This is a genomic window from Streptomyces sp. NBC_01635, assembly GCF_045209715.1.
In the GTDB taxonomy this organism is placed as follows: Bacteria; Actinomycetota; Actinomycetes; order Streptomycetales; family Streptomycetaceae; genus Streptomyces; species Streptomyces hirsutus.
In genome coordinates this window covers 5,336,343-5,354,946 of the sequence record NZ_CP109277.1, presented here as the reverse complement: position 1 = coordinate 5,354,946, position 18,604 = coordinate 5,336,343, and the positions used below count along the sequence as shown (strand labels likewise).

At 71.2% G+C, this 18,604-nt stretch carries 16 protein-coding genes; 5 read left to right on the top strand and 11 right to left on the bottom strand.

The features are described 5' to 3' along the window. Positions 1–206: 206 nt before the first annotated feature. The 10 genes from OHB56_RS25005 to OHB56_RS24960 are packed head-to-tail and all read right to left on the bottom strand — an operon-like array spanning position 207 to position 10,599. The gene (locus OHB56_RS25005; protein ID WP_326754234.1) at positions 207–1,706 is read right to left on the bottom strand and encodes an NADH-quinone oxidoreductase subunit N; all 1,500 of its coding nucleotides are present in this window, start codon (positions 1,704–1,706) and stop codon (positions 207–209) included. After that, positions 1,703–3,277: a NuoM family protein gene (locus OHB56_RS25000; RefSeq protein WP_406355726.1), complete on the bottom strand. Its 1,575-nt coding sequence runs from the start codon at positions 3,275–3,277 to the stop codon at positions 1,703–1,705. The genes OHB56_RS25005 and OHB56_RS25000 overlap by 4 nt, the downstream gene beginning before the upstream one ends. A 6-nt stretch (positions 3,278–3,283) precedes the next feature. Next, a complete protein-coding gene (locus OHB56_RS24995) occupies positions 3,284–5,278 on the bottom strand; it encodes an NADH-quinone oxidoreductase subunit L (RefSeq protein WP_406355724.1) in 1,995 nt (664 codons plus the stop codon). Continuing rightward, positions 5,275–5,688 carry an NADH-quinone oxidoreductase subunit NuoK gene (nuoK, locus tag OHB56_RS24990; RefSeq protein ID WP_055595895.1) on the bottom strand — a complete coding sequence of 138 codons (414 nt, stop codon included), beginning with the start codon at positions 5,686–5,688 and terminating at the stop codon, positions 5,275–5,277. Before nuoK ends, OHB56_RS24995 begins: the two co-directional genes overlap by 4 nt. Continuing rightward, entirely contained in the window at positions 5,688–6,428 is a 741-nt protein-coding gene (locus OHB56_RS24985) for an NADH-quinone oxidoreductase subunit J (RefSeq protein ID WP_326754231.1), read from the bottom strand. Before OHB56_RS24985 ends, nuoK begins: the two co-directional genes overlap by 1 nt. Then, positions 6,425–6,997: an NADH-quinone oxidoreductase subunit I gene (locus OHB56_RS24980; protein ID WP_326754230.1), complete on the bottom strand. Its 573-nt coding sequence runs from the start codon at positions 6,995–6,997 to the stop codon at positions 6,425–6,427. The genes OHB56_RS24985 and OHB56_RS24980 overlap by 4 nt, the downstream gene beginning before the upstream one ends. 2 nt (positions 6,998–6,999) lie before the next feature. Continuing rightward, entirely contained in the window at positions 7,000–7,968 is a 969-nt protein-coding gene (locus OHB56_RS24975; RefSeq protein ID WP_326754229.1) for a complex I subunit 1 family protein, read from the bottom strand. After that, positions 7,965–9,485, bottom strand: a complete 1,521-nt coding sequence (locus tag OHB56_RS24970) for an NADH-quinone oxidoreductase subunit C (RefSeq protein ID WP_406355721.1) — start codon at positions 9,483–9,485, stop codon at positions 7,965–7,967. The genes OHB56_RS24975 and OHB56_RS24970 overlap by 4 nt, the downstream gene beginning before the upstream one ends. Then, positions 9,482–10,189: an NADH-quinone oxidoreductase subunit B gene (locus OHB56_RS24965; RefSeq protein WP_406355719.1), complete on the bottom strand. Its 708-nt coding sequence runs from the start codon at positions 10,187–10,189 to the stop codon at positions 9,482–9,484. The genes OHB56_RS24970 and OHB56_RS24965 overlap by 4 nt, the downstream gene beginning before the upstream one ends. Beyond that, positions 10,180–10,599, bottom strand: a complete 420-nt coding sequence (locus OHB56_RS24960; protein ID WP_326757129.1) for an NADH-quinone oxidoreductase subunit A — start codon at positions 10,597–10,599, stop codon at positions 10,180–10,182. The genes OHB56_RS24965 and OHB56_RS24960 overlap by 10 nt, the downstream gene beginning before the upstream one ends. A 235-nt stretch (positions 10,600–10,834) precedes the next feature. Here OHB56_RS24960 and OHB56_RS24955 point away from each other — a divergent pair, with 235 nt between their 5' ends. From OHB56_RS24955 to OHB56_RS24935, 5 genes are all read left to right on the top strand, one after another. Continuing rightward, on the top strand, positions 10,835–12,067 hold the full coding sequence (locus tag OHB56_RS24955) for a sensor domain-containing protein (protein ID WP_326754226.1): 1,233 nt from the start codon (positions 10,835–10,837) through the stop codon (positions 12,065–12,067). 219 nt (positions 12,068–12,286) lie between these two features. Then, complete coding sequence (locus OHB56_RS24950; protein WP_326754225.1) at positions 12,287–13,654, top strand: sensor domain-containing protein; 1,368 nt, start codon at positions 12,287–12,289, stop codon at positions 13,652–13,654. A 344-nt stretch (positions 13,655–13,998) separates the two neighbouring features. Further along, entirely contained in the window at positions 13,999–14,670 is a 672-nt protein-coding gene (locus tag OHB56_RS24945) for a response regulator transcription factor (protein WP_055597634.1), read from the top strand. A 411-nt stretch (positions 14,671–15,081) separates the two neighbouring features. Next, positions 15,082–17,013, top strand: a complete 1,932-nt coding sequence (locus tag OHB56_RS24940; RefSeq protein ID WP_326754224.1) for a 2-oxoacid:acceptor oxidoreductase subunit alpha — start codon at positions 15,082–15,084, stop codon at positions 17,011–17,013. A 118-nt stretch (positions 17,014–17,131) separates the two neighbouring features. Then, the gene (locus OHB56_RS24935) at positions 17,132–18,133 is read left to right on the top strand and encodes a 2-oxoacid:ferredoxin oxidoreductase subunit beta (RefSeq protein WP_055597640.1); all 1,002 of its coding nucleotides are present in this window, start codon (positions 17,132–17,134) and stop codon (positions 18,131–18,133) included. 84 nt (positions 18,134–18,217) lie between these two features. Here OHB56_RS24935 and OHB56_RS24930 read toward each other — a convergent pair whose 3' ends face one another. Continuing rightward, positions 18,218–18,598 carry a helix-turn-helix domain-containing protein gene (locus OHB56_RS24930; protein ID WP_326757128.1) on the bottom strand — a complete coding sequence of 127 codons (381 nt, stop codon included), beginning with the start codon at positions 18,596–18,598 and terminating at the stop codon, positions 18,218–18,220. Between the last annotated feature and the right edge of the window lie 6 nt (positions 18,599–18,604).

Genomic DNA, 18,604 nt, shown 5'->3' with positions numbered 1-18,604 from the left:
GCGAGCGGCACAGGTTCCCCGGGGCGCGTGGTGGCACGTGCACACCGTCCGGGTGACGTCCTCCCCCGGCGTCGTGCCGGCCGCGCCCGTCCGGTGGCCGAAAAGCGCGGCCGGTGGATGAGGGCAGGGACCGGAGGAGACCCGGAAGGCCTCGGGGCCTCGGCACGTCCGGGGAGGCCGGGGGCGGCACGGTCCCGGCGGTCCGGTCAGAAGAGGCCGGTGTCGGTGAAGCGCAGGATCAGTTGGGGTGCGCCGGACAGGGCGATGCCGAGGACTCCGGTGAGGGCGATCGCGGCGGTGAGCGGGACCGGGACGCGGTGCACGGCCGGTTCGCCGTCGGGGGCGCGGAACAGCAGGGCCGTCCAGCGGAGGTAGTAGACCAGCGCGATGACGACGTTGACGGCCATGACGACGGCGAGCCAGCCGAGTCCGGCGTCGACGGCCGCGGAGAAGACGGTGACCTTGGCGAAGAGGCCGATGATGCCGGGCGGGAGTCCGGCCAGGCACAGCAGGAAGAAGGCCAGGAGCAGGGCGGTGAGCGGGCTGGAGGCGTACAGGCCGCGGTAGTCGGAGACCCGGTTGAGGGCCTTCGTACGGCCGACCAGGGCGGCGACGGCGAAGGTGCCGAGGTTCACCGCGCCGTACATGAGGGCGTAGGCGAGGGTGGAGCCGATCGACTTCTCGGCGTCGCCGGAGTACGCGGCGGCGGCGATCGGCACCAGGAGGTAGCCGGCCTGGCCGACGGAGGACCAGGCCAGGAGGCGTACCGCGCTGTACGCGCGCGCGGCCTGCTGCCCGAGGGCGCCGACATTGCCGACGGTCATGGTGAGGGCGGCGAGCGCGGCCAGGGCCGGGCCCCAGACCTCGGCGTACGACGGGAGGGCGACGACGGTGACGAGGATCAGGCCGGTGAAGCCGACCGCCTTGCCGATGACCGACAGGTAGGCGGCGATCGGCAGAGGAGCGCCCACGTAGGTGTCGGGTACCCAGAAGTGGAAGGGGACGGCGGCCGTCTTGAAGGCGAAGCCGACGAGGGTGAGGACGACGCCGGTCTGGGCGAGGGTGTGGAGTTGCCCGTCGACGGTCTGGACGCGTTCGGCCACCAGAGTGAGGTGGAGGGTCCCGGTGACGGCGTAGACGAAGCTGATGCCGAGGAGGCTGACCGCCGTGGCGGTGACCGAGGACAGGAAGAACTTCAGCGCCGCTTCGGACGACTTCCGGTCGCCGTGTCTGAGGCCGACCAGGGCGAAGGCGGGCAGGGACGCGACCTCCAGGGCGACGACGAGGGTCGCGAGGTCGCGGGAGGCGGGCAGGAGGGCGGCGCCCGCGACGGAGGACAGGAACAGGAACCAGTACTCGCCTTCGGGGAGCCGCTTGTCGGCGTCCTTGAGGGCGGTGACCGACAGGAGGGCGGTCAGGAGCGCGCCGCCGAGCACCAGGAACTGGATGACGAGGGTGAACCGGTCGGCGGTGTAGCTGCACACTCCGGGGTCGCCGACCAGGCAGAACGTGCTGCGGTCGGCGTCGAGGAGGGGCAGCAGCATGAGCGTGGCGGCGGCGAGTCCGGTGACCGCGAGCCACCCGAGGAGCGGTTTCCTGGCCTCACCGACGAACAGGTCGGCGACGAGGACGGCGAGCCCGACGAGGGCCGCGATGACGGGCGGCGCGATGGCAAGCCAGTCGACGGACTGGACGAGGGAGCTCATCGGGTGCCTCCTGTGAGGAGCTGCTGCACGGCCGGGTCGGTCAGTCCGATCAGGGCCCCGGGCCACAGTCCGGCGACGACGGTGAGGACGACGAGCGGGGTCCAGGCCGCGAACTCGTAGCCGTGGACGTCGGTGAGCGCGGGGGCCTGTTCCGGCAGGGCGCCCATGCAGACCCTGCGGACCACGACGAGCAGGTACGCCGCGGTCAGCAGGGTGCCGAACGCGCCGATCGACATGAAGACGAGGAAGGCGGGGCGGCTGAGTCCGGCGGCGGGGTCGAACGCGCCGAAGAGGGCGAGCATCTCTCCCCAGAACCCGGCGAGGCCGGGCAGGCCGAGGGAGGCGACGGCGGCGAAGGCGAGCAGTCCGCCGAGGCGGGGTGCCCTGCCGTAGAGGGCGGCGCCGGTCTGCTGGGAGAGGGTGTCGAGGTCGACGGTGCCGGTGCGGTCCTTGAGGGCGCCGACGAGGAAGAAGAGCAGGCCGGTGATGAGGCCGTGGGCGATGTTGGCGAAGAGGGCGCCGTTGACGCCGGTCGGGGTCATGGTGGCGATACCGAGGAGGACGAAGCCCATGTGGCCGACGGAGGAGTAGGCGATGAGGCGTTTGAGGTCGCCCTTCGCGCCTTCTTTGGCGAGGGCGAGGCAGGCGAGGGATCCGTAGATGATGCCGACGACGGCGAAGGCGGCGAGGTAGGGCGCGAACGTGCGGAAGCCGTCCGGTGCGGCGGGGAGCAGGATCCGTACGAACCCGTACGTGCCCATCTTCAGCAGGACGCCGGCCAGCAGGACGGAGCCGACGGTCGGGGCGGCGGTGTGGGCGTCGGGCAGCCAGCTGTGCAGCGGCCACATCGGGGTCTTGACCGCGAGCCCGATCCCGATCGCCAATACGGCGATGATCTGCACGGATACGGTAAGTGACCGACCGTTGTCAGTGGCGAGTGCCACCATGTCGAATGTGCCCGCCTTGATTCCGATCAGGAGCAGGCCGAGCAGCATGACCACGGAGCCGAGCAGCGTGTAGAGGATGAACTTCCAGGCGGCCCCGGCCCGGCCCTCGCCGCCCCAGCGGGCGATGAGGAAGTACATCGGGATCAGGACCATCTCGAAGGCGAGGAAGAACAGGATCAGGTCGAGGACGGCGAAGGCCGCGAGGGTGCCGGACTCGAGAACGAGCAGCAGGGCGACGAAGGCCTTCGGGGACGGGCCCGCGGGCGGTTTGAAGTATGTGTAGAGCGCGCTGAGGAAGGTGAGCAGCGCGGTCAGGACCAGAAGGGGGAGGGAGATGCCGTCGGTGCCGAGGTGGATCCGCACGTCGAGTGCGGGGATCCAGCTGATGTCGGTCGTGGCCTGCATCTTCGCCGGCTGGTCGTGGTCGAAGCCGAGCGTGAGGACGATCGCCGCGACCAGGACGGCGCCGGTGACGGTCACGCCGTGCCGGAGCACGGCCTGGTCGGGTGACTTTCCCTTGAGTCCCGGCGGGGCCGGGAGGAGAGCGGCGGCGGCGCCCAGGAGCGGGCCGACGACGAGGAACGCCAGAAGGACCTGCATCACGGACTCGCTGATATCGATCACGTCTGGTCACGCTCCCGTGGCGGCGAGGACGACAGCGACCGCGAGGACGACGGTGCCGGCGAGCAGCACGCTCACATAGGTCTGCAGATTGCCGGTCTGGGCACGTCGTACGGCGGTGCCGAGCCACCGGGGCAGCGTTCCCGCGCCGCGTACATAGGTGTCGACGACCTCGCGGTCGAGGAACCGGACGAGTCCGGCCGCGGCCTGGACGGGCCGGACGAGGAGGGCCGTGTACACGGCGTCGAGGTGGAAGCCGGTGGCCGCGTGGCGGTGCAGGGGGCCGAGCAGCAGCCGTCCGGGGTCCGACGGGTCGGGTGCGGACGCGATGTCTCCGTAGACGGGCTCGTGACTGGCGATCGCCTCCGCCTCGACCTGTCCGGCGCCGCGTTCCGGGTGTGCGGCGACGGCACCGAGGGCGAGGTGGGCGGCGTGGGCGGTGGTGTGCCGCCAGGTGGCGTAGGTGACGATGCCGCCGACCAGGGCCATGCCGGTGCCGAGCACCGAGGTGGTGAGGGTCGGTGTGAGGTCGTGGCCGTCGAACCAGTCGGGGAGCACGCGGAAGGCGAAGCCGCCCAGCGCGAGGGAGGGAATCGCGAGCACCCACAGCACGGCGGTCATGCTGAGGGGCTGCCTGCCGTGGTCGGGTGCCTCGGTGCCGTGTCCGCGGAAGGCCAGCAGCCACAGCCGCGTCGCGTACGCCGCGGTGAGCAGGGTGGTGACCAGGCCGGCGAGGAGGACGATCCAGCCCGCCGCGGCGGGGGCCCGCTCCGTGTGGCCGGTGACGACGTGTTCGGCGGCTCCGAGGACGGCCTCCTTGGAGAAGAAGCCGCTGAACGGCGGGATCGCGGCCAGCGCGAGGAGCGCCACGGTCATCGTCCAGTAGGCGTCGGGGACGCGGTCACGCAGGTGGCTCATGCGGGACATGACGGCCAGCGAGTTGGTGCCGACGGCGTGGATGATCACGCCGGCGGCGAGGAACAGCAGCGCCTTGAAGGCGCCGTGGGACAGGAGGTGGAAGACGGCGGCTCCGCGTTCGCCGACGGCGAGGGCACCGGTCATGTAGCCGAGCTGGCCGATCGTCGAGTAGGCGAGGACGCGTTTGATGTCGTCCTGGGCGAGCGCGGCGAGCGCCGAGCCGGCCATGGTGACGGCGGCCATGACGGCGAGGACCGTCATCGCGGCCTGGGAGGACGCGAAGAGCGGGAGGAGACGGGCCACGAAGTAGACACCGGCGGCGACCATCGTCGCAGCGTGGATCAGCGCGGAGACGGGGGTCGGGCCCGCCATCGCGTCGGGGAGCCAGGTGTGCAGCGGGAACTGCGCCGACTTGCCCGCCACGCCCGCCAGGAGGAGCAGGGCGATCGGGGTGGGGTGCTCGATGCCGCCGTTCGCGACGGCGTCGAGGACGTGTGTGATCCGGAAGGAGCCCGTCTCGCCGGCGAGGGCGAACAGGCCGATGAGGAAGGGGACGTCGCCGAGCTTGGTCACCAGGAAGGCCTTGAGGGAGGCGGCTCGGGCCTCGGGGGTCTCCCAGTAATGGCCGACGAGGAAGTAGGAGCAGATGCCCATGACCTCCCAGCCGACCAACAGCACCATCAGGTCGCCGGAGTAGACGACGAGGAGCATCGCGGAGGTGAACAGGGAGACGAGGGCCGCGTAGGAGGGGTAGCGCGGGTCGTCGCGGAGGTAGCCCGTCGAGTAGATCTGCACGCAGGTGGCGACGACACCGACGACCACGGCGGTGAGGGCGGCGAAACCGTCGATGTACAGGGCGAGGTCGATGGGGACGGAACCGGTGGGGGTGAGCTCGGTGGCGGCGTCGACGGCCCGGCCGCCGCCCTGGCGCACGGCGACCACGACGGCCAGTGCGAGGGCGGTGAGCGTGGGCAGGACGGCGAGCGGGCGGACGAGGCCCGGGGCCATTCGGCCCAGGAGCAGTCCGGCGATCGCGCCGAGGAACGGAAGGAGGGGGACGAGGACGGCGAGGGTGGTCGTGGTCACGCGGTGGCCTCGGTCTTCGTGACGGCCGCCCGGGTCGTGGGGGCGTCGGCGTCGCTGTCGGATACGGAGTCGCCCGTGCCGTCGGGGTCGTGGCCCTCGGCGGTGTCGCGGAGCTTGTCGATGTCGGCGGTGCCGCGGTTGCGGTGGACGGCGAGGACGATCGCCAGACCGATGCCGATCTCGGCGGCGGCGATGGCGATGGTGAACAGGGCGAGGGCCTGACCGGAGTGCAGGGTCTCCTCGGCGGCCCTGCTGAGCCAGACGTCGAAGGCGACCAGGTTCAGGTTGACGGCGTTGAGCATCAGCTCGACCGACATCAGGACCAGGATCGCGTTGCGGCGGGCGAGCACTCCGTACAGGCCGGTGCAGAAGAGGAGGGCCGACAGCACGACGGGATAGGCGAGGTGCATCAGCGGTTCCCTTCCGCGTCGCGGCGGCGGGCGGTCGACGCGCGGGCCGGTCCAGAGGCCGGCCCAGGGGTTGGTTGCGAAGCTGATCCCGAGGGGGGTCCGTCGGCGGTTCCGGTGGCCGTTTCCCGTGTCGCGGCTTCCCGTGCCGCGGCGGCCGTGTTCGCCCTGCGGGAGAGGACGATCGCGCCGACGAGGGCGGCGAGGAGGAGGACGGAGAGGGCCTCGAAGGGGAGGACCCAGTGCTGGAAGAGGCTGGCGCCGGTCACGTCGGTGGAGCCGGCGGGCGTGCCGTCCAGGTCGATCCAGGTCGTGCGGAAGGCGTCGACGACGACCCAGACCAGGGCGACGGCCGCGGCGACGGCCACGGCGAGGGCGACCCGGCGGTTGCCGGAGTCGGCGTCCGGGGAGCGGCCGACGGGCGCTCTGGTGAGCATCAGGCCGAACAGGAGCAGGACGACGACCGAACCCACATAGATCAGGACCTGCACCCAGGCGATGAACTCGGCGGTGAGGAGGAGGTATTCGACGGCGAGCCCGCCCAGGGCCACCACCAGCCACAGGGCGGCGTGCACCAGCTGCCTGGTGGTGACGGTGACGACGGCGGCACCGAAGGTGACCAGGCCGACCAGGAGGAAGGCGATCTCCACACCGGTCGGGGAGAGGAAGCCCTGCGCCTCGGCGGCGGTGGTGACGGTGGTGGTCGTGGCGTGCGCGACCGTGCCGGCGGCGGCGAAGGTCACGAGTCCGCCCCCTTCGGGTCTGCCTGCGGGTCGGGCTGGGCGGCGGACAGTTTGTCGGCTGTCTTGCGGGCGGCGGCGATTTCCTTCGGTTCCTCGGCGGCGGGGTCGAGGGCCGGCGGGGCCGGGACCGTCCACATCCACTCGCGGAGCTTGTCGCGTTCGTGGGTGAGTTCGCGGATGTCGGTCTCGGCGTACTCGAACTCGGGTGACCAGAACAGAGCGTCGAAAGGACAGACCTCGATGCAGATACCGCAGTACATGCACAGGGAGAAATCGATGGCGAACCGGTCGAGGACGTTGCGGCTGCGGTCACGGCCGCCGGGCGTCGTCGCCGGGACGGTCTCCTTGTGGGAGTCGATGTAGATGCACCAGTCCGGGCACTCGCGGGCGCACAGCATGCAGACCGTGCAGTTCTCCTCGAACAGACCGATCACCCCTCGGGTGCGGGGTGCGAGGTCGGGCTGGGTGTCCGGGTACTGGGCGGTGACGGACTTCTTCGTCATCGTCCGCAGCGTGACGGCCAGGCCCTTGGCCAGGCCGGAACCGGGGAAGCCAGGAAGAGGGGACATGGCTAGGAGATCACCACCTTGACGACGCCGGTGAGGGCGATCTGGGCGAGGGCCAGGGGGACGAGGAGGGTCCAGGACAGTTTCTGCAGCTGGTCCTCGCGCAGGCGGGGATAGGTGACGCGGAGCCAGATGACGACGAAGGCGAGGACCGCGGCCTTCAGCAGGGTCCAGACCCAACCGAGGCCGTCGGCGCCCCACGGGCCGTGCCAGCCGCCCAGGAAGAGGACGGTGGTCAAGCCGCACAGGACGACGATCCCGGCGTACTCGGCGAGGAGGAAGAGCGCGAACCGCAGGCCGGTGTACTCGGTGTACGCGCCGAAGATGATCTCCGAGTCGGCGACAGGCATGTCGAAGGGCGGCCGCTGGAGTTCGGCGAGGCCGGCGACGAAGAAGACGATCGCACCGACGATCTGCCAGGGCAGCCACCACCACTCGAACGCGTCGAGGATGCCGATGAGCGAGACGGTGCCGGCCGCCATCGCCACCGAGGCGGCGGTGAGCAGCATCGGCAGTTCGTAGGCGAGGAGCTGAGCGGCGGTGCGCAGGCCGCCGAGGAGGGAGAACTTGTTGGCGGAGGCCCACCCGGCCATCAGCGAGCCGAGGACGCCCACGCCCATCACCGCGAGCACGAAGAACACGCCCGCGTCCAGCACCTGCCCGACGGCGCCCTCGCCCGGTCCGATCGGGATAGCGAGCAGGACGAGGAGATACGGCAGGAGGGCGACGGCAGGGGCGATCTGGAAGACACGGCGGTCGGCACCGGCCGGGACCACGTCCTCCTTCTGCGCGAACTTCACGCCGTCGGCGACGAGTTGGGCCCAGCCGTGGAAGCCGCCCGCGTACATCGGGCCCAGGCGGCCCTGCATGTGCGCCATCACCTTGTGCTCGGTCTGACCGACGATCAGAGGAAAGGTGAGGAAGACGACGAAAACGATCAGGAGTCGCAGGGCGACGTCGAGTACGTCGTTCACCGCGGGCCTCCCGAGGGGGTGTCGGGGGCCCCGGGGTCCGAGGAGCCCGACTCCGGGTCGGGGTCCGGGGCTGGGGCGGACTCGGGTTCGGTCCGCGCTTCAGCCTCGGATTCGGCCTCGGGTTCGGGTTCGGCCTCGGGTTCGTCTGCCGCGTCGGGCTCGGGCTCGGCGTGGGCCGGGCGGGCATGGTGCCAAGGGGCGTCCGGACTGCGTGGTGCGGTGGAGGGCTTGGCGCCCGATGCTCCGGTCCGGTCCGGCGCCTCCGTCTCTTTTGAGGTCCCGGTCGTGTCCGGCGACGTGGTCGTGTCCGGCCCCCCGGTGGTGTCCGGCGTCCCGGCTGCATCCGGCGACGTGGTCGGACGGCTTGCGGAGCCCTCCGAAGCGCTGCGTGCCCGGCGGGGACGCCGTTCATCGGTGGGCTTCGATGGTGACGCCTGGGGTCGTTGGCTCGCGGAGCCTTCGGATGCGCTTCGGGTGCGGCGTCCGACGGCCGGCGCTTCGGGTGCGTCGGTGCCGGAACCGGGACCGGCAGCAGAGCCGACCGTGTCCTCCGCGGCCTTCTCCGCCTCCTCGGACGTTTTGGACGCGGCTGCCGTCGACCGCTCGCGCTGGGATGCCGAGCCCTCGCTCGCGCTCCGGGCACGGCGCGCCCGGGGGGTGGCCGGCGGGGGTGTCCCGGACTGTGCCGCGGTGTCGGCGGCCGGGGGCTCGGGAGTGCGCGCGGCCTGTTGGCTCGCGGAGCCCTCGGCCGCCGTGCGGTTCCGGCGCGGCGGCGGGGCGGGACGGCCCTCGCCCTCCGTCCCCGCGGGGGCCGACTGGCTCGCGGAACCCTCCGCCGCCGTACGGGTCCGGCGCAGCGGACGGTCGCCGGGTGCTCGTCCTGCGGCGGGACCGGTGCCGGTGGCCGCCCTGCCCGCGCCCCGGGCCGGACGGGACGGGGCCGGGGGGAGCTGGCCCTTCAGGGGGCCCCACTCATTGGGGTCGGGGACCCCCGGGGGAAGCATCTGACGGCGCTTGGGACCGCCCTGTTCGGGCTCGCCGGGTTCCTTGGCGCCGGGCCAGGCCTTGGCGACGCGGGCGGCGAGGACGAAGTCCTTGCGCAGGGGGTGGCCCTCGAAGGTGTCCGGCAGGAGCAGGTGGTCGAGTGCTGGGTGGCCGGTGAAGTCGACGCCGAACATCTCGTGCGTCTCGCGTTCGTGCCAGGCGGCCCCCGCGTAGACGCCTACCGCGGAGGGCAGTGTCGGGGCCTCGTGCGGGACGGTCGTACGCAGGAGCAGGCGCCGTACCGGGGAGAGGGCCACGACATGGGCGGTGACGCGGAAACCCGTGCCGGGCTCGTCGACCGCGCTCAACCAGTCGAAGTAGGTGCAGTCGAGCCGGTCGCGCGCGGTCTCCAGGGCCGGGAGCCAGGAGGCGGGCGGGACGTCGACGGTGAGGACGTCGTACGACTCCTCGGCCGTGGCCTCCGTACCGAACAGCTCCTCGGCGTCGGCCGGGAGCCAGCCGGCCGCGGTCATCGGTCCTCCCCCCGGCCGGGCTTCACCGCACCGGGCTCCCCCGGCGCCGGCGGCTTCACCAGCCCGCTCTGCAGCGCCGCCGCCGAAGCACCTCGCCCGCCGGCCCCGTACCGCTCCCCCAGCGACTCCCGTGCGATCTTCTCCTGGAGCTTCAGGATCCCCTGGAGCAGTGCCTCGGGCCGCGGCGGGCAGCCGGGGACGTAGACGTCGACCGGGATGATCTGGTCGACGCCCTTGGTGACGGAGTAGGAGTCCCAGTACGGTCCGCCGCAGTTGCTGCAGGCGCCGAACGAGATGACGTACTTCGGCTCGGGCATCTGCTCGTACAGACGTTTCACCGCGGGTGCCATCTTGTCCGTGACCGTTCCGGAGACGACCATCAGGTCAGCCTGGCGCGGTCCCGGTGCGAAGGGGATGACGCCGAGGCGGATGAAGTCGTGGCGGGCCATCGACGCGGCGATGAACTCGATCGCGCAGCAGGCGAGGCCGAAGTTGAAGACCCAGAGGGAGTAGCGGCGGCCCCAGTTGAGGATCACCTTCATCGGCTCGGGGGCGAGCCGGGCGAGCGCGCCGAGCTTTCCGCTGCCTTCGGTGGGGAGCACGACGGGCTCGGGCAGCAGCACCGGTCCGGAACCCGGGGCCGGGACCGAACCCGCGCCCGACGGGGTGGCGGCGCCCGGTGAGTCGGTGGGAGTCACGTCCATGTCAGGACGCCCTTCTTGTATGCGTACAGCAGTCCGACGGCGAGGAAGCCGAGGAAGATGAACATCTCCACGAGCGTGGTCGCGCCGTAGCCGTCGGCGGCGAAGACGGTCGCCCAGGGGAAGAGGAAGATCGAGTCGACAGCGAAGATCACGTAGAGGAAGGCATAGACGTAGTAGCGGACCTGGGTGTGGGCCCAGCCCTCGCCGACGGGGTCGACTCCGCACTCGTACGTCATGAGCTTCTCCGGTGTGGGGACCACCGGCCGCAGCAGGCGTCCCGCGCCGAAGGCGAAGGCGACGAACAGCACGCCGACGACGGCGAGCAGTCCGACGACCGAATACGCCTGAAAGTATTCTGCCGCCGCGACCTGGTGCGAAGCGATCGCGGCAGCCGGATCGCTGCCGGTCATGCCGAAGCCTGCCGGATCGACGCCGGTCGGGTCGAAGCCGGTCGGATCGACGACGGTCGGTTGCCGCACGTCCGCCCCTCGCTGTTCGACGATCTGTACGCACGGGAGTCTAGGCCCTGATAAGTGCCCCGTAAGCAGCCCGTCACCCCTGGCACGGGGGGTGGGGATTTCCCCAGTGGATATCAGGGGCCCACCTCATGGCGTGGGCCCCCCGGGGCCGTGCACGCTATGACACATGACCGAGCCCTTCCCTTCTCCCGCCGACCGCCCGCCACCGGCGCGTTTCGCCTATGACCGGCACACCTGGAAGGAGATCGCCCACCTCCTGGCGAACCTTCCGGTGTCGCTGGTGGGCTTCACCTATGTCGTGACCGTGCTGTTCCTGGGGCTCGGGCTGACCGTCACGGTGGTCGGGTTCCCGCTGCTCGCGGCCGGTCTGATGGGGACGCGGCTGCTGGGCAGGGGGGAGCGGGCGCGGGCCAGGGCGCTGCTCGGGGTGCGGGTGGAGGAACCGAGCCGGCTGCCGCTGCACGGTGCCGGAGGGTTCCTGCCGCGGCTGTGGATGGCGCTGAAGGACCCGGTGGGCTGGCGCACGGCACTGTACGAGGTGATACGCCTGCCGTGGGGCATCGTCACCTTCACCGTCACGCTGACCTCGCTGTTCGTGCTGTGGCCTGTGCTGCCGTTCATCGCGCGGGGGCTGGCCAACGCGGACCGGGCGATGGTGCGCGGCCTGCTGTCGCCGTCCGACGAACTGGAGCGGCGCATAGCCGAGTTGGAGTCCGACCGGGGGGTCGTGGTGGACACGGCCGCGGCGGATCTGCGGCGGATCGAGCGCGACTTGCACGACGGCGCGCAGGCCCGGCTGGTCAACCTGGCCATGGGACTGGGCCTGGCCAAGGAGAAGCTGCTGGAGGATCCCGACGCGGCGGCGTCGATGGTCGAGGAGGCGCACGGCGAGGTGAAACTGGCGCTGCAGGAGCTGCGGGACCTGGCGCGCGGCATCCACCCGGCCGTGCTGACCGACCGCGGTCTCGACGCGGCGCTCTCGTCGGTCGCCTCGCGCTGCACGGTGCCGGTGAGGGTGACGGTCGATCTCACCGAGCGGCCGGCCGCGGCCATCGAGGGCATCGCCTACTTCACCGTCTCCGAGCTGCTGCAGAACGTCAGCAAGCACAGTGCGGCACGTACGGCCTCGGTCGAGGTGTGGCGTTCGGAGGGCCGCCTGCTCATCCAGGTGGAGGACGACGGCCACGGCGGCGCGAGCCTGGACGGCGGTACGGGGATGCGGGGTCTCGCGGACCGGCTGGGCGCGGTCGACGGTCTGTTCGTCGTGGAGTCGCCGGAGGGCGGGCCTACGACGGTGACGGCGGAGCTGCCGTGGCGGGACCGTTCCGGCGCCCTCGCCGAGGACACACGTACGCCCACGCCCATGCCCACGCAGGACTCCGTACAGCCGACCACGTAACGAGCCCGACGCAGCCGCGCCCGCCTCGCGCACCCCACACGGCCGCGTCCCACACGGCCGCGCCTGACGCACCCCTGCGCGCACAGCCGTCCACCCCGGTCGGAGGTAGGGAAAACCCCCCGTCCAAGACTGCGACGTACTCCATGGTCCACCGGCCTGCCGCGGAGGAGTCTGGAGATACGACAGCACAGCCGCCGGACGAGGAGAAGGACGACGTCGATGGCCACCGAGTACGGACAGGGCTACGGGCTCTACAGCACGCCCACCGGGCACCCCGGGAGGACCGGTGAGCGGCGGCACCGGGTGCCGGCCGTGCTGCGGGCACCGGTCGAGGGACGGACCTGGCGCGAGCTGGTGTACGTCCTGCTGAGTCTGCCGATCAGCATTCTGCTCTTCACCTACGCGGTCACGATGGTGTCGCTGGGGGCCGGTCTGCTGGTGACGTTCCTCGGCGTACCGGTGCTGGCCGCCGGGCTCGCCGGATGCCGCGGGTTCGGGGCGCTGGAGCGGATGCGGGCGCGGGGGCTGCTGGGCCTGGACGTGGCCGAGCCGGAGCCGCTGCGGATGAAGCGCCAGGGGTTCGTGGCCTGGATGGGGGCGGTGCTGAAGAACGGCGCCTCGTGGCGGTCGCTGCTGTACGCGGTGCTGCACCTGCCGTGGGCGGTGCTCGCCTTCACCGTCGCGGTGACCGTCTGGTCGATCGGCTGGTCGCTGCTGACGTACCCCCTGTGGTTCTGGGTGTTCCCGATGTACGCCGGTCAGGACGGGATACAGCTGTACGGCGACGGGCAGCACCAGATCTACCTGGACAACCCGTTCGAGATCACGGTGACCGCGCTGATCGGACTGCTGTTCACCCTCGCCACGCCGTGGATCGTGCGGGCGCTGACCATGGTGGACCGGCTGCTGGTGCACGGACTGCTCGGGCCGTCGCGGCTGGCGACGCGGGTGGTCGAGCTGGAGTCCGACCGGGGCGCCGTGGTGGACACGGCAGCGGCGGACCTGCGGCGCATCGAGCGCGATCTGCACGACGGGGCGCAGGCCCGGCTGGTGGCGCTGGCCATGGACCTGGGGCTGGCGAAGGAGAAGCTGAGGGAGGACCCGCGGGCTGCGGCGCACATGGTCGACGAGGCGCACGGCGAGGTGAAGACGGCGCTGCAGGAGCTGCGGGACCTGGCGCGCGGCATCCACCCGGCCGTGCTGACCGACCGCGGTCTCGACGCAGCACTCTCGTCGGTGGCCTCCCGGTGCACGGCCCCGGTGCAGGTCGAGGTGGATCTGACGGAGCGCCCGGCGCCGGCGATCGAGGGCATCGCGTACTTCACGGTCTCGGAGCTGCTGCAGAACATCAGCAAGCATGCGCGGGCGACCCGGGCGACCGTGGAGGTGTGGCGGACGGAGAACCGGCTGATGGTGCAGGTCGAGGACAACGGCGTGGGCGGCGCCGACGTGTCCGAGGGTTCCGGACTCGCCGGTCTCGCGGAGCGGCTGGACGCGGTGGACGGAATCCTGGTGGTCGACTCACCGGCCGGCGGCCCGACCCGGGTGACGGCGGAACTGCCCTGGCGGGCGGAGCAGACGCGGTGACCGGGTGAGCGCGCCGGTGGATGAACAGGCCGACGGTCGGTACACCAGCAGGCCGGCCGACCGGCGAGTGAGCGGGTGAGCGGGTGAGCGGCGGCTGACGACGAGGAAGCGACCGACAGGTGTGCGGGTACGGGCGATGGGCCCGTACCCGCACACACTCCTGTGCCGGGAAACGCCCCTGCCCTGTGCCAGGACATGGCCCTGCGACCGGTGCGGGCCCCTGCCCGCGAAGACTTCTCTCCTGTGCCCCTCCGCATCCCCCACCGGATGCTGGGATGCTGGTCCCGTCATCCGGGCCCGCCGCACGGGCGGGCACGGAGGAGGGGCGTGGGGGCCGAGGAATCATGGAGGACAAGGTGCGCGTGGTCATCGCCGAGGATTCAGTGCTGCTGCGGGAGGGCCTGACCCGGCTGCTGACCGACCGGGGGCTCGATGTCGTGGCGGGGGTCGGCGACGGCGACGCGCTGATCAAGACGATCACCGAGCTGAACGATCAAGGGGAGCTGCCGGACGTCGTGGTGGCCGACGTCCGGATGCCGCCGACGCACACCGACGAGGGGGTGCGGGCCGCCGTCCAGCTGCGCAAGACGCATCCGGGTGTCGGGGTGCTGGTGCTGTCGCAGTACGTGGAGGAGCGCTATGCCACGGAACTGCTCGCCGGTTCCAGCCGGGGCATCGGCTACCTGCTCAAGGACCGGGTGGCCGAGGTGCGGGAGTTCGTGGACGCGGTGGTGCGCGTGGCCGAGGGCGGTACGGCACTGGACCCCGAGGTGGTGGCGCAGTTGCTCGGCCGCAGCCGCAAGCAGGACGTTCTCGCGGGACTCACCCCGCGTGAGCGGGAGGTTCTGGGACTGATGGCCGAGGGGCGGACGAACTCGGCGATCGCCCGGCAGTTGGTGGTGAGCGACGGAGCCGTGGAGAAACACGTCAGCAACATCTTCCTGAAGCTGGGGCTCTCCCCGAGCAACGGCGATCACCGTCGGGTGCTCGCGGTCCTCACCTACCTCAACTCCTGAAACCCTGCCTGCATACCCGTCGCCCCTGCCCTCCCGCCTCCTGCCCCTGCGTTCCTGCTCCCCCTGCGCACCTGCGCACCTGCGCACCTGCGCACCTGCGCACCTGCGCACCTGCGCCGGAACCCCTGACCCACCTTCGGGTGACGTCAGCACGCCCCGGCCGAACCGTCGGCGGGCGGGAGGCGTCCTGGAGGGCAGGAGCCGGTGGGTCGGCGACCAGGGGGAATCCGGGCAGGAGGCGGGACACGTCGGTGCTCCGGATGTCGTGCCGGCGTCGCGCGGGACGTCGCGAAGTCGTGTCCAAGATGCGAATGACTCGAGGAAGGCGACCCTTACGGACGTAGGGTTGATCCAGGGACGGCCCGAGGGAGGGCCGGTCCCGGACAGCCGCCCTCGAGGAGGTCCAGTTCAGTGACCAACCAGGTCAGCAGCCCAGCGGAGCAGGCCGACGGAACAGTCCTAGGAGAGCAGCGCAAAGCGGCGGGTGGGAAGGACGTCCGCCGTCTGGACCGAGTGATCATCAGGTTCGCGGGAGACTCGGGTGACGGTATGCAGCTCACCGGTGACCGCTTCACCTCGGAGACGGCCTCCTTCGGCAACGACCTGTCGACCCTGCCGAACTTCCCCGCCGAGATCCGTGCCCCGGCCGGCACCCTGCCGGGTGTCTCGTCCTTCCAGCTCCACTTCGCCGACCACGACATCCTCACCCCGGGTGACGCGCCGAACGTGCTGGTGGCGATGAACCCGGCCGCCCTGAAGGCGAACATCGGGGATCTGCCTCGCGGTGCGGAGATCATCGTCAACACGGACGAGTTCACCAAGCGGGCGCTGCAGAAGGTCGGCTACGCGGGCAACCCCTTGGAGGACGGCTCGCTCAACGGCTACAGCCTCCATCCGGTGCCGCTGACGACGCTGACGATCGAAGCGCTGAAGGAGTTCGACCTCACCCGCAAGGAGGCCGAGCGCAGCAAGAACATGTTCGCGCTCGGCCTGCTGAGCTGGATGTACCACCGGCCGACCGAGGGCACGGAGAAGTTCCTGACCTCGAAGTTCGCCAAGAAGCCGGACATCGCGGCGGCCAACATCGCCGCGTACCGCGCGGGCTGGAACTTCGGTGAGACGACGGAGGACTTCGCCGTCTCCTACGAGGTGGCTCCGGCCGCCACGGCGTTCCCGCCGGGCTTGTACCGCAACATCTCCGGCAACCTGGCCCTGGCGTACGGGCTGATCGCGGCGTCCCGGCAGGCGGACCTGCCGCTGTTCCTGGGGTCGTACCCGATCACACCGGCGTCGGACATCCTGCACGAGCTGAGCCGGCACAAGAACTTCGGTGTGCGGACCTTCCAGGCCGAGGACGAGATCGCCGGCATCGGCGCCGCGCTGGGGGCGGCCTTCGGCGGTTCGCTGGCCGTGACGACGACATCGGGTCCGGGGGTGGCGCTGAAGTCCGAGACGATCGGTCTCGCGGTGTCGCTGGAGCTGCCGCTGCTGATCGTGGACATCCAGCGCGGCGGCCCGTCCACGGGCCTGCCCACCAAGACCGAGCAGGCGGACCTGCTCCAGGCGATGTACGGGCGCAACGGCGAGGCGCCGGTCCCGGTGGTCGCGCCGCGCACGTCGGCCGACTGCTTCGACGCGGCGCTCGAGGCGGCCCGGATCGCGCTGACGTACCGGACGCCGGTGTTCCTGCTCTCCGACGGCTATCTGGCCAACGGCAGCGAGCCGTGGCGCATCCCGGATCCGGAGGAGCTGCCCGACCTGAGGGTGCGGTTCGCACAGGGGCCCAACCACACGATGGACGACGGCACCGAGGTGTTCTGGCCGTACCAGCGGGACCCGCGGACGCTGGCCCGGCCGTGGGCGATCCCGGGCACCCCGGGTCTGGAGCACCGGATCGGCGGCATCGAGAAGCAGGACGGCACGGGCAACATCTCGTACGACCCGGCCAACCACGACTTCATGGTGCGCACCCGGCAGGCGAAGGTCGACGGCGTCGACGTCCCCGATGTGGAGGTCGACGACGCGGACGGCGACGCCAGGGTGCTCGTGCTCGGCTGGGGGTCCACCTACGGGCCCATCACCGCGGCCGTACGGCGCATCAGGGGCGCAGGGGGCGCAATCGCGCAGGCCCATCTGCGCCATATCAACCCCTTCCCGCGGAATCTGGGGGAGGTCCTGAAGCGTTACGAGAAGGTGGTCGTACCGGAGATGAACCTCGGCCAGCTCGCCACTCTGATCCGGGCGAAGTACCTGGTCGACGCCCACTCCTACAACCAGGTCAACGGCATGCCGTTCAAGGCGGAGCAGCTTGCCGAGGTGCTGAAGGAGGCCATCGATGACTGAGACACTGGCAGACGGCCCGTCCTCCCTCGGCGACTCCCCCCGCGGGCCCTCCTCCCACGGGGACTCCCCGTTCGGCGACGCGCTCGCCCTGGTGCCCAAGGCCGAGGCCAAGCAGTCGATGAAGGACTTCAAGTCCGACCAGGAGGTGCGCTGGTGCCCCGGCTGCGGCGACTACGCCGTCCTGGCCGCCGTGCAGGGCTTCATGCCCCAGCTCGGGCTGGCGAAGGAGAACATCGTCTTCGTCTCCGGCATCGGCTGTTCGTCCCGCTTCCCGTACTACATGAACACCTACGGGATGCATTCCATCCACGGCCGCGCCCCCGCGATCGCGACGGGCCTGGCGGCGTCCCGGCGGGACCTGAGCGTATGGGTCGTCACCGGTGACGGGGACGCGTTGTCCATCGGCGGCAACCATCTGATCCACGCGCTGCGCCGTAACGTCAATCTGAAGATCCTGCTGTTCAACAACCGGATCTACGGCCTGACCAAGGGCCAGTACTCGCCGACCTCCGAGATCGGCAAGATCACCAAGTCGACGCCGGCGGGTTCGCTGGACGCGCCCTTCAACCCGGTGTCGCTGGCGATCGGCGCGGAGGCGTCCTTCGTGGCCCGTACGGTCGACTCGGACCGCAAGCATCTGACCGAGGTGCTGCGGCAGGCCGCCGCCCATCCGGGCACCGCCCTGATCGAGATCTACCAGAACTGCAACATCTTCAACGACGGCGCCTTCGAGGTCCTCAAGGACCGGCAGCAGGCCGAGGACGCGGTGATCCGGCTGGAGCACGGCAGCCCGATCCGCTTCGGAACGGACCGTGCGAAGGGCGTCGTCCGGAACCGGACCACCGGGGACCTGGAGGTGGTCGCGGTGACTCCGGAGAACGAGGCGGAGATCGTGGTCCACGACGCGCACTCGGCGTCCCCGACCACCGCGTTCGCGCTGTCCCGGCTCGCCGATCCGGACACCCTGCACCACACCCCGATCGGTGTCTTCCGCTCCGTGGACCGTCCGGTCTACGACACGCTGATGGCGGAGCAGTTGGACACCGCCGTCGAGCAGCACGGCAAGGGCGAACTCGGCGCGCTGCTGGCGGGCACCGACACCTGGACGGTCGTCGGCTGAGCAGCCACCGGTGCACGGCCGCCCGAGGTGCAACCGCTCCGGGGACGACCGCACGCGGAACGCCCCGCACGAGGCCCGGACGCTTCAGAGCGTCCGGGCCTCGTGGCCTGCCCGCAGGGCTTCGGCGTGCGTCCGCCGGGCTTCGTCGTACGCCTGGCGGGCGGCCAGTACGCCGTCCATGCGCCGCTCGGTCCACAAGGCCAGCGCGCGTACCTGTTCGGCGGCCTCGCGCCCCAGGTCGGTGAGGGAGTAGTCGACGCGCGGCGGGATCACCGGTTTGGCATCACGGTGGACGAGGCCGTCGCGCTCCAGCGTCTGGAGGGTCTGGGTGAGCATCTTCTCGCTGACCCTGCCGATCGCCCGGCGCAGCTCGCTGAAGCGGTGGGGTCGCTCCAGGAGCCGGATCAGCACGAGCACGCCCCAGCGGCTCGTCACATGCTCCAGGACCAAGCGGTGCGGGCACATCGCCTC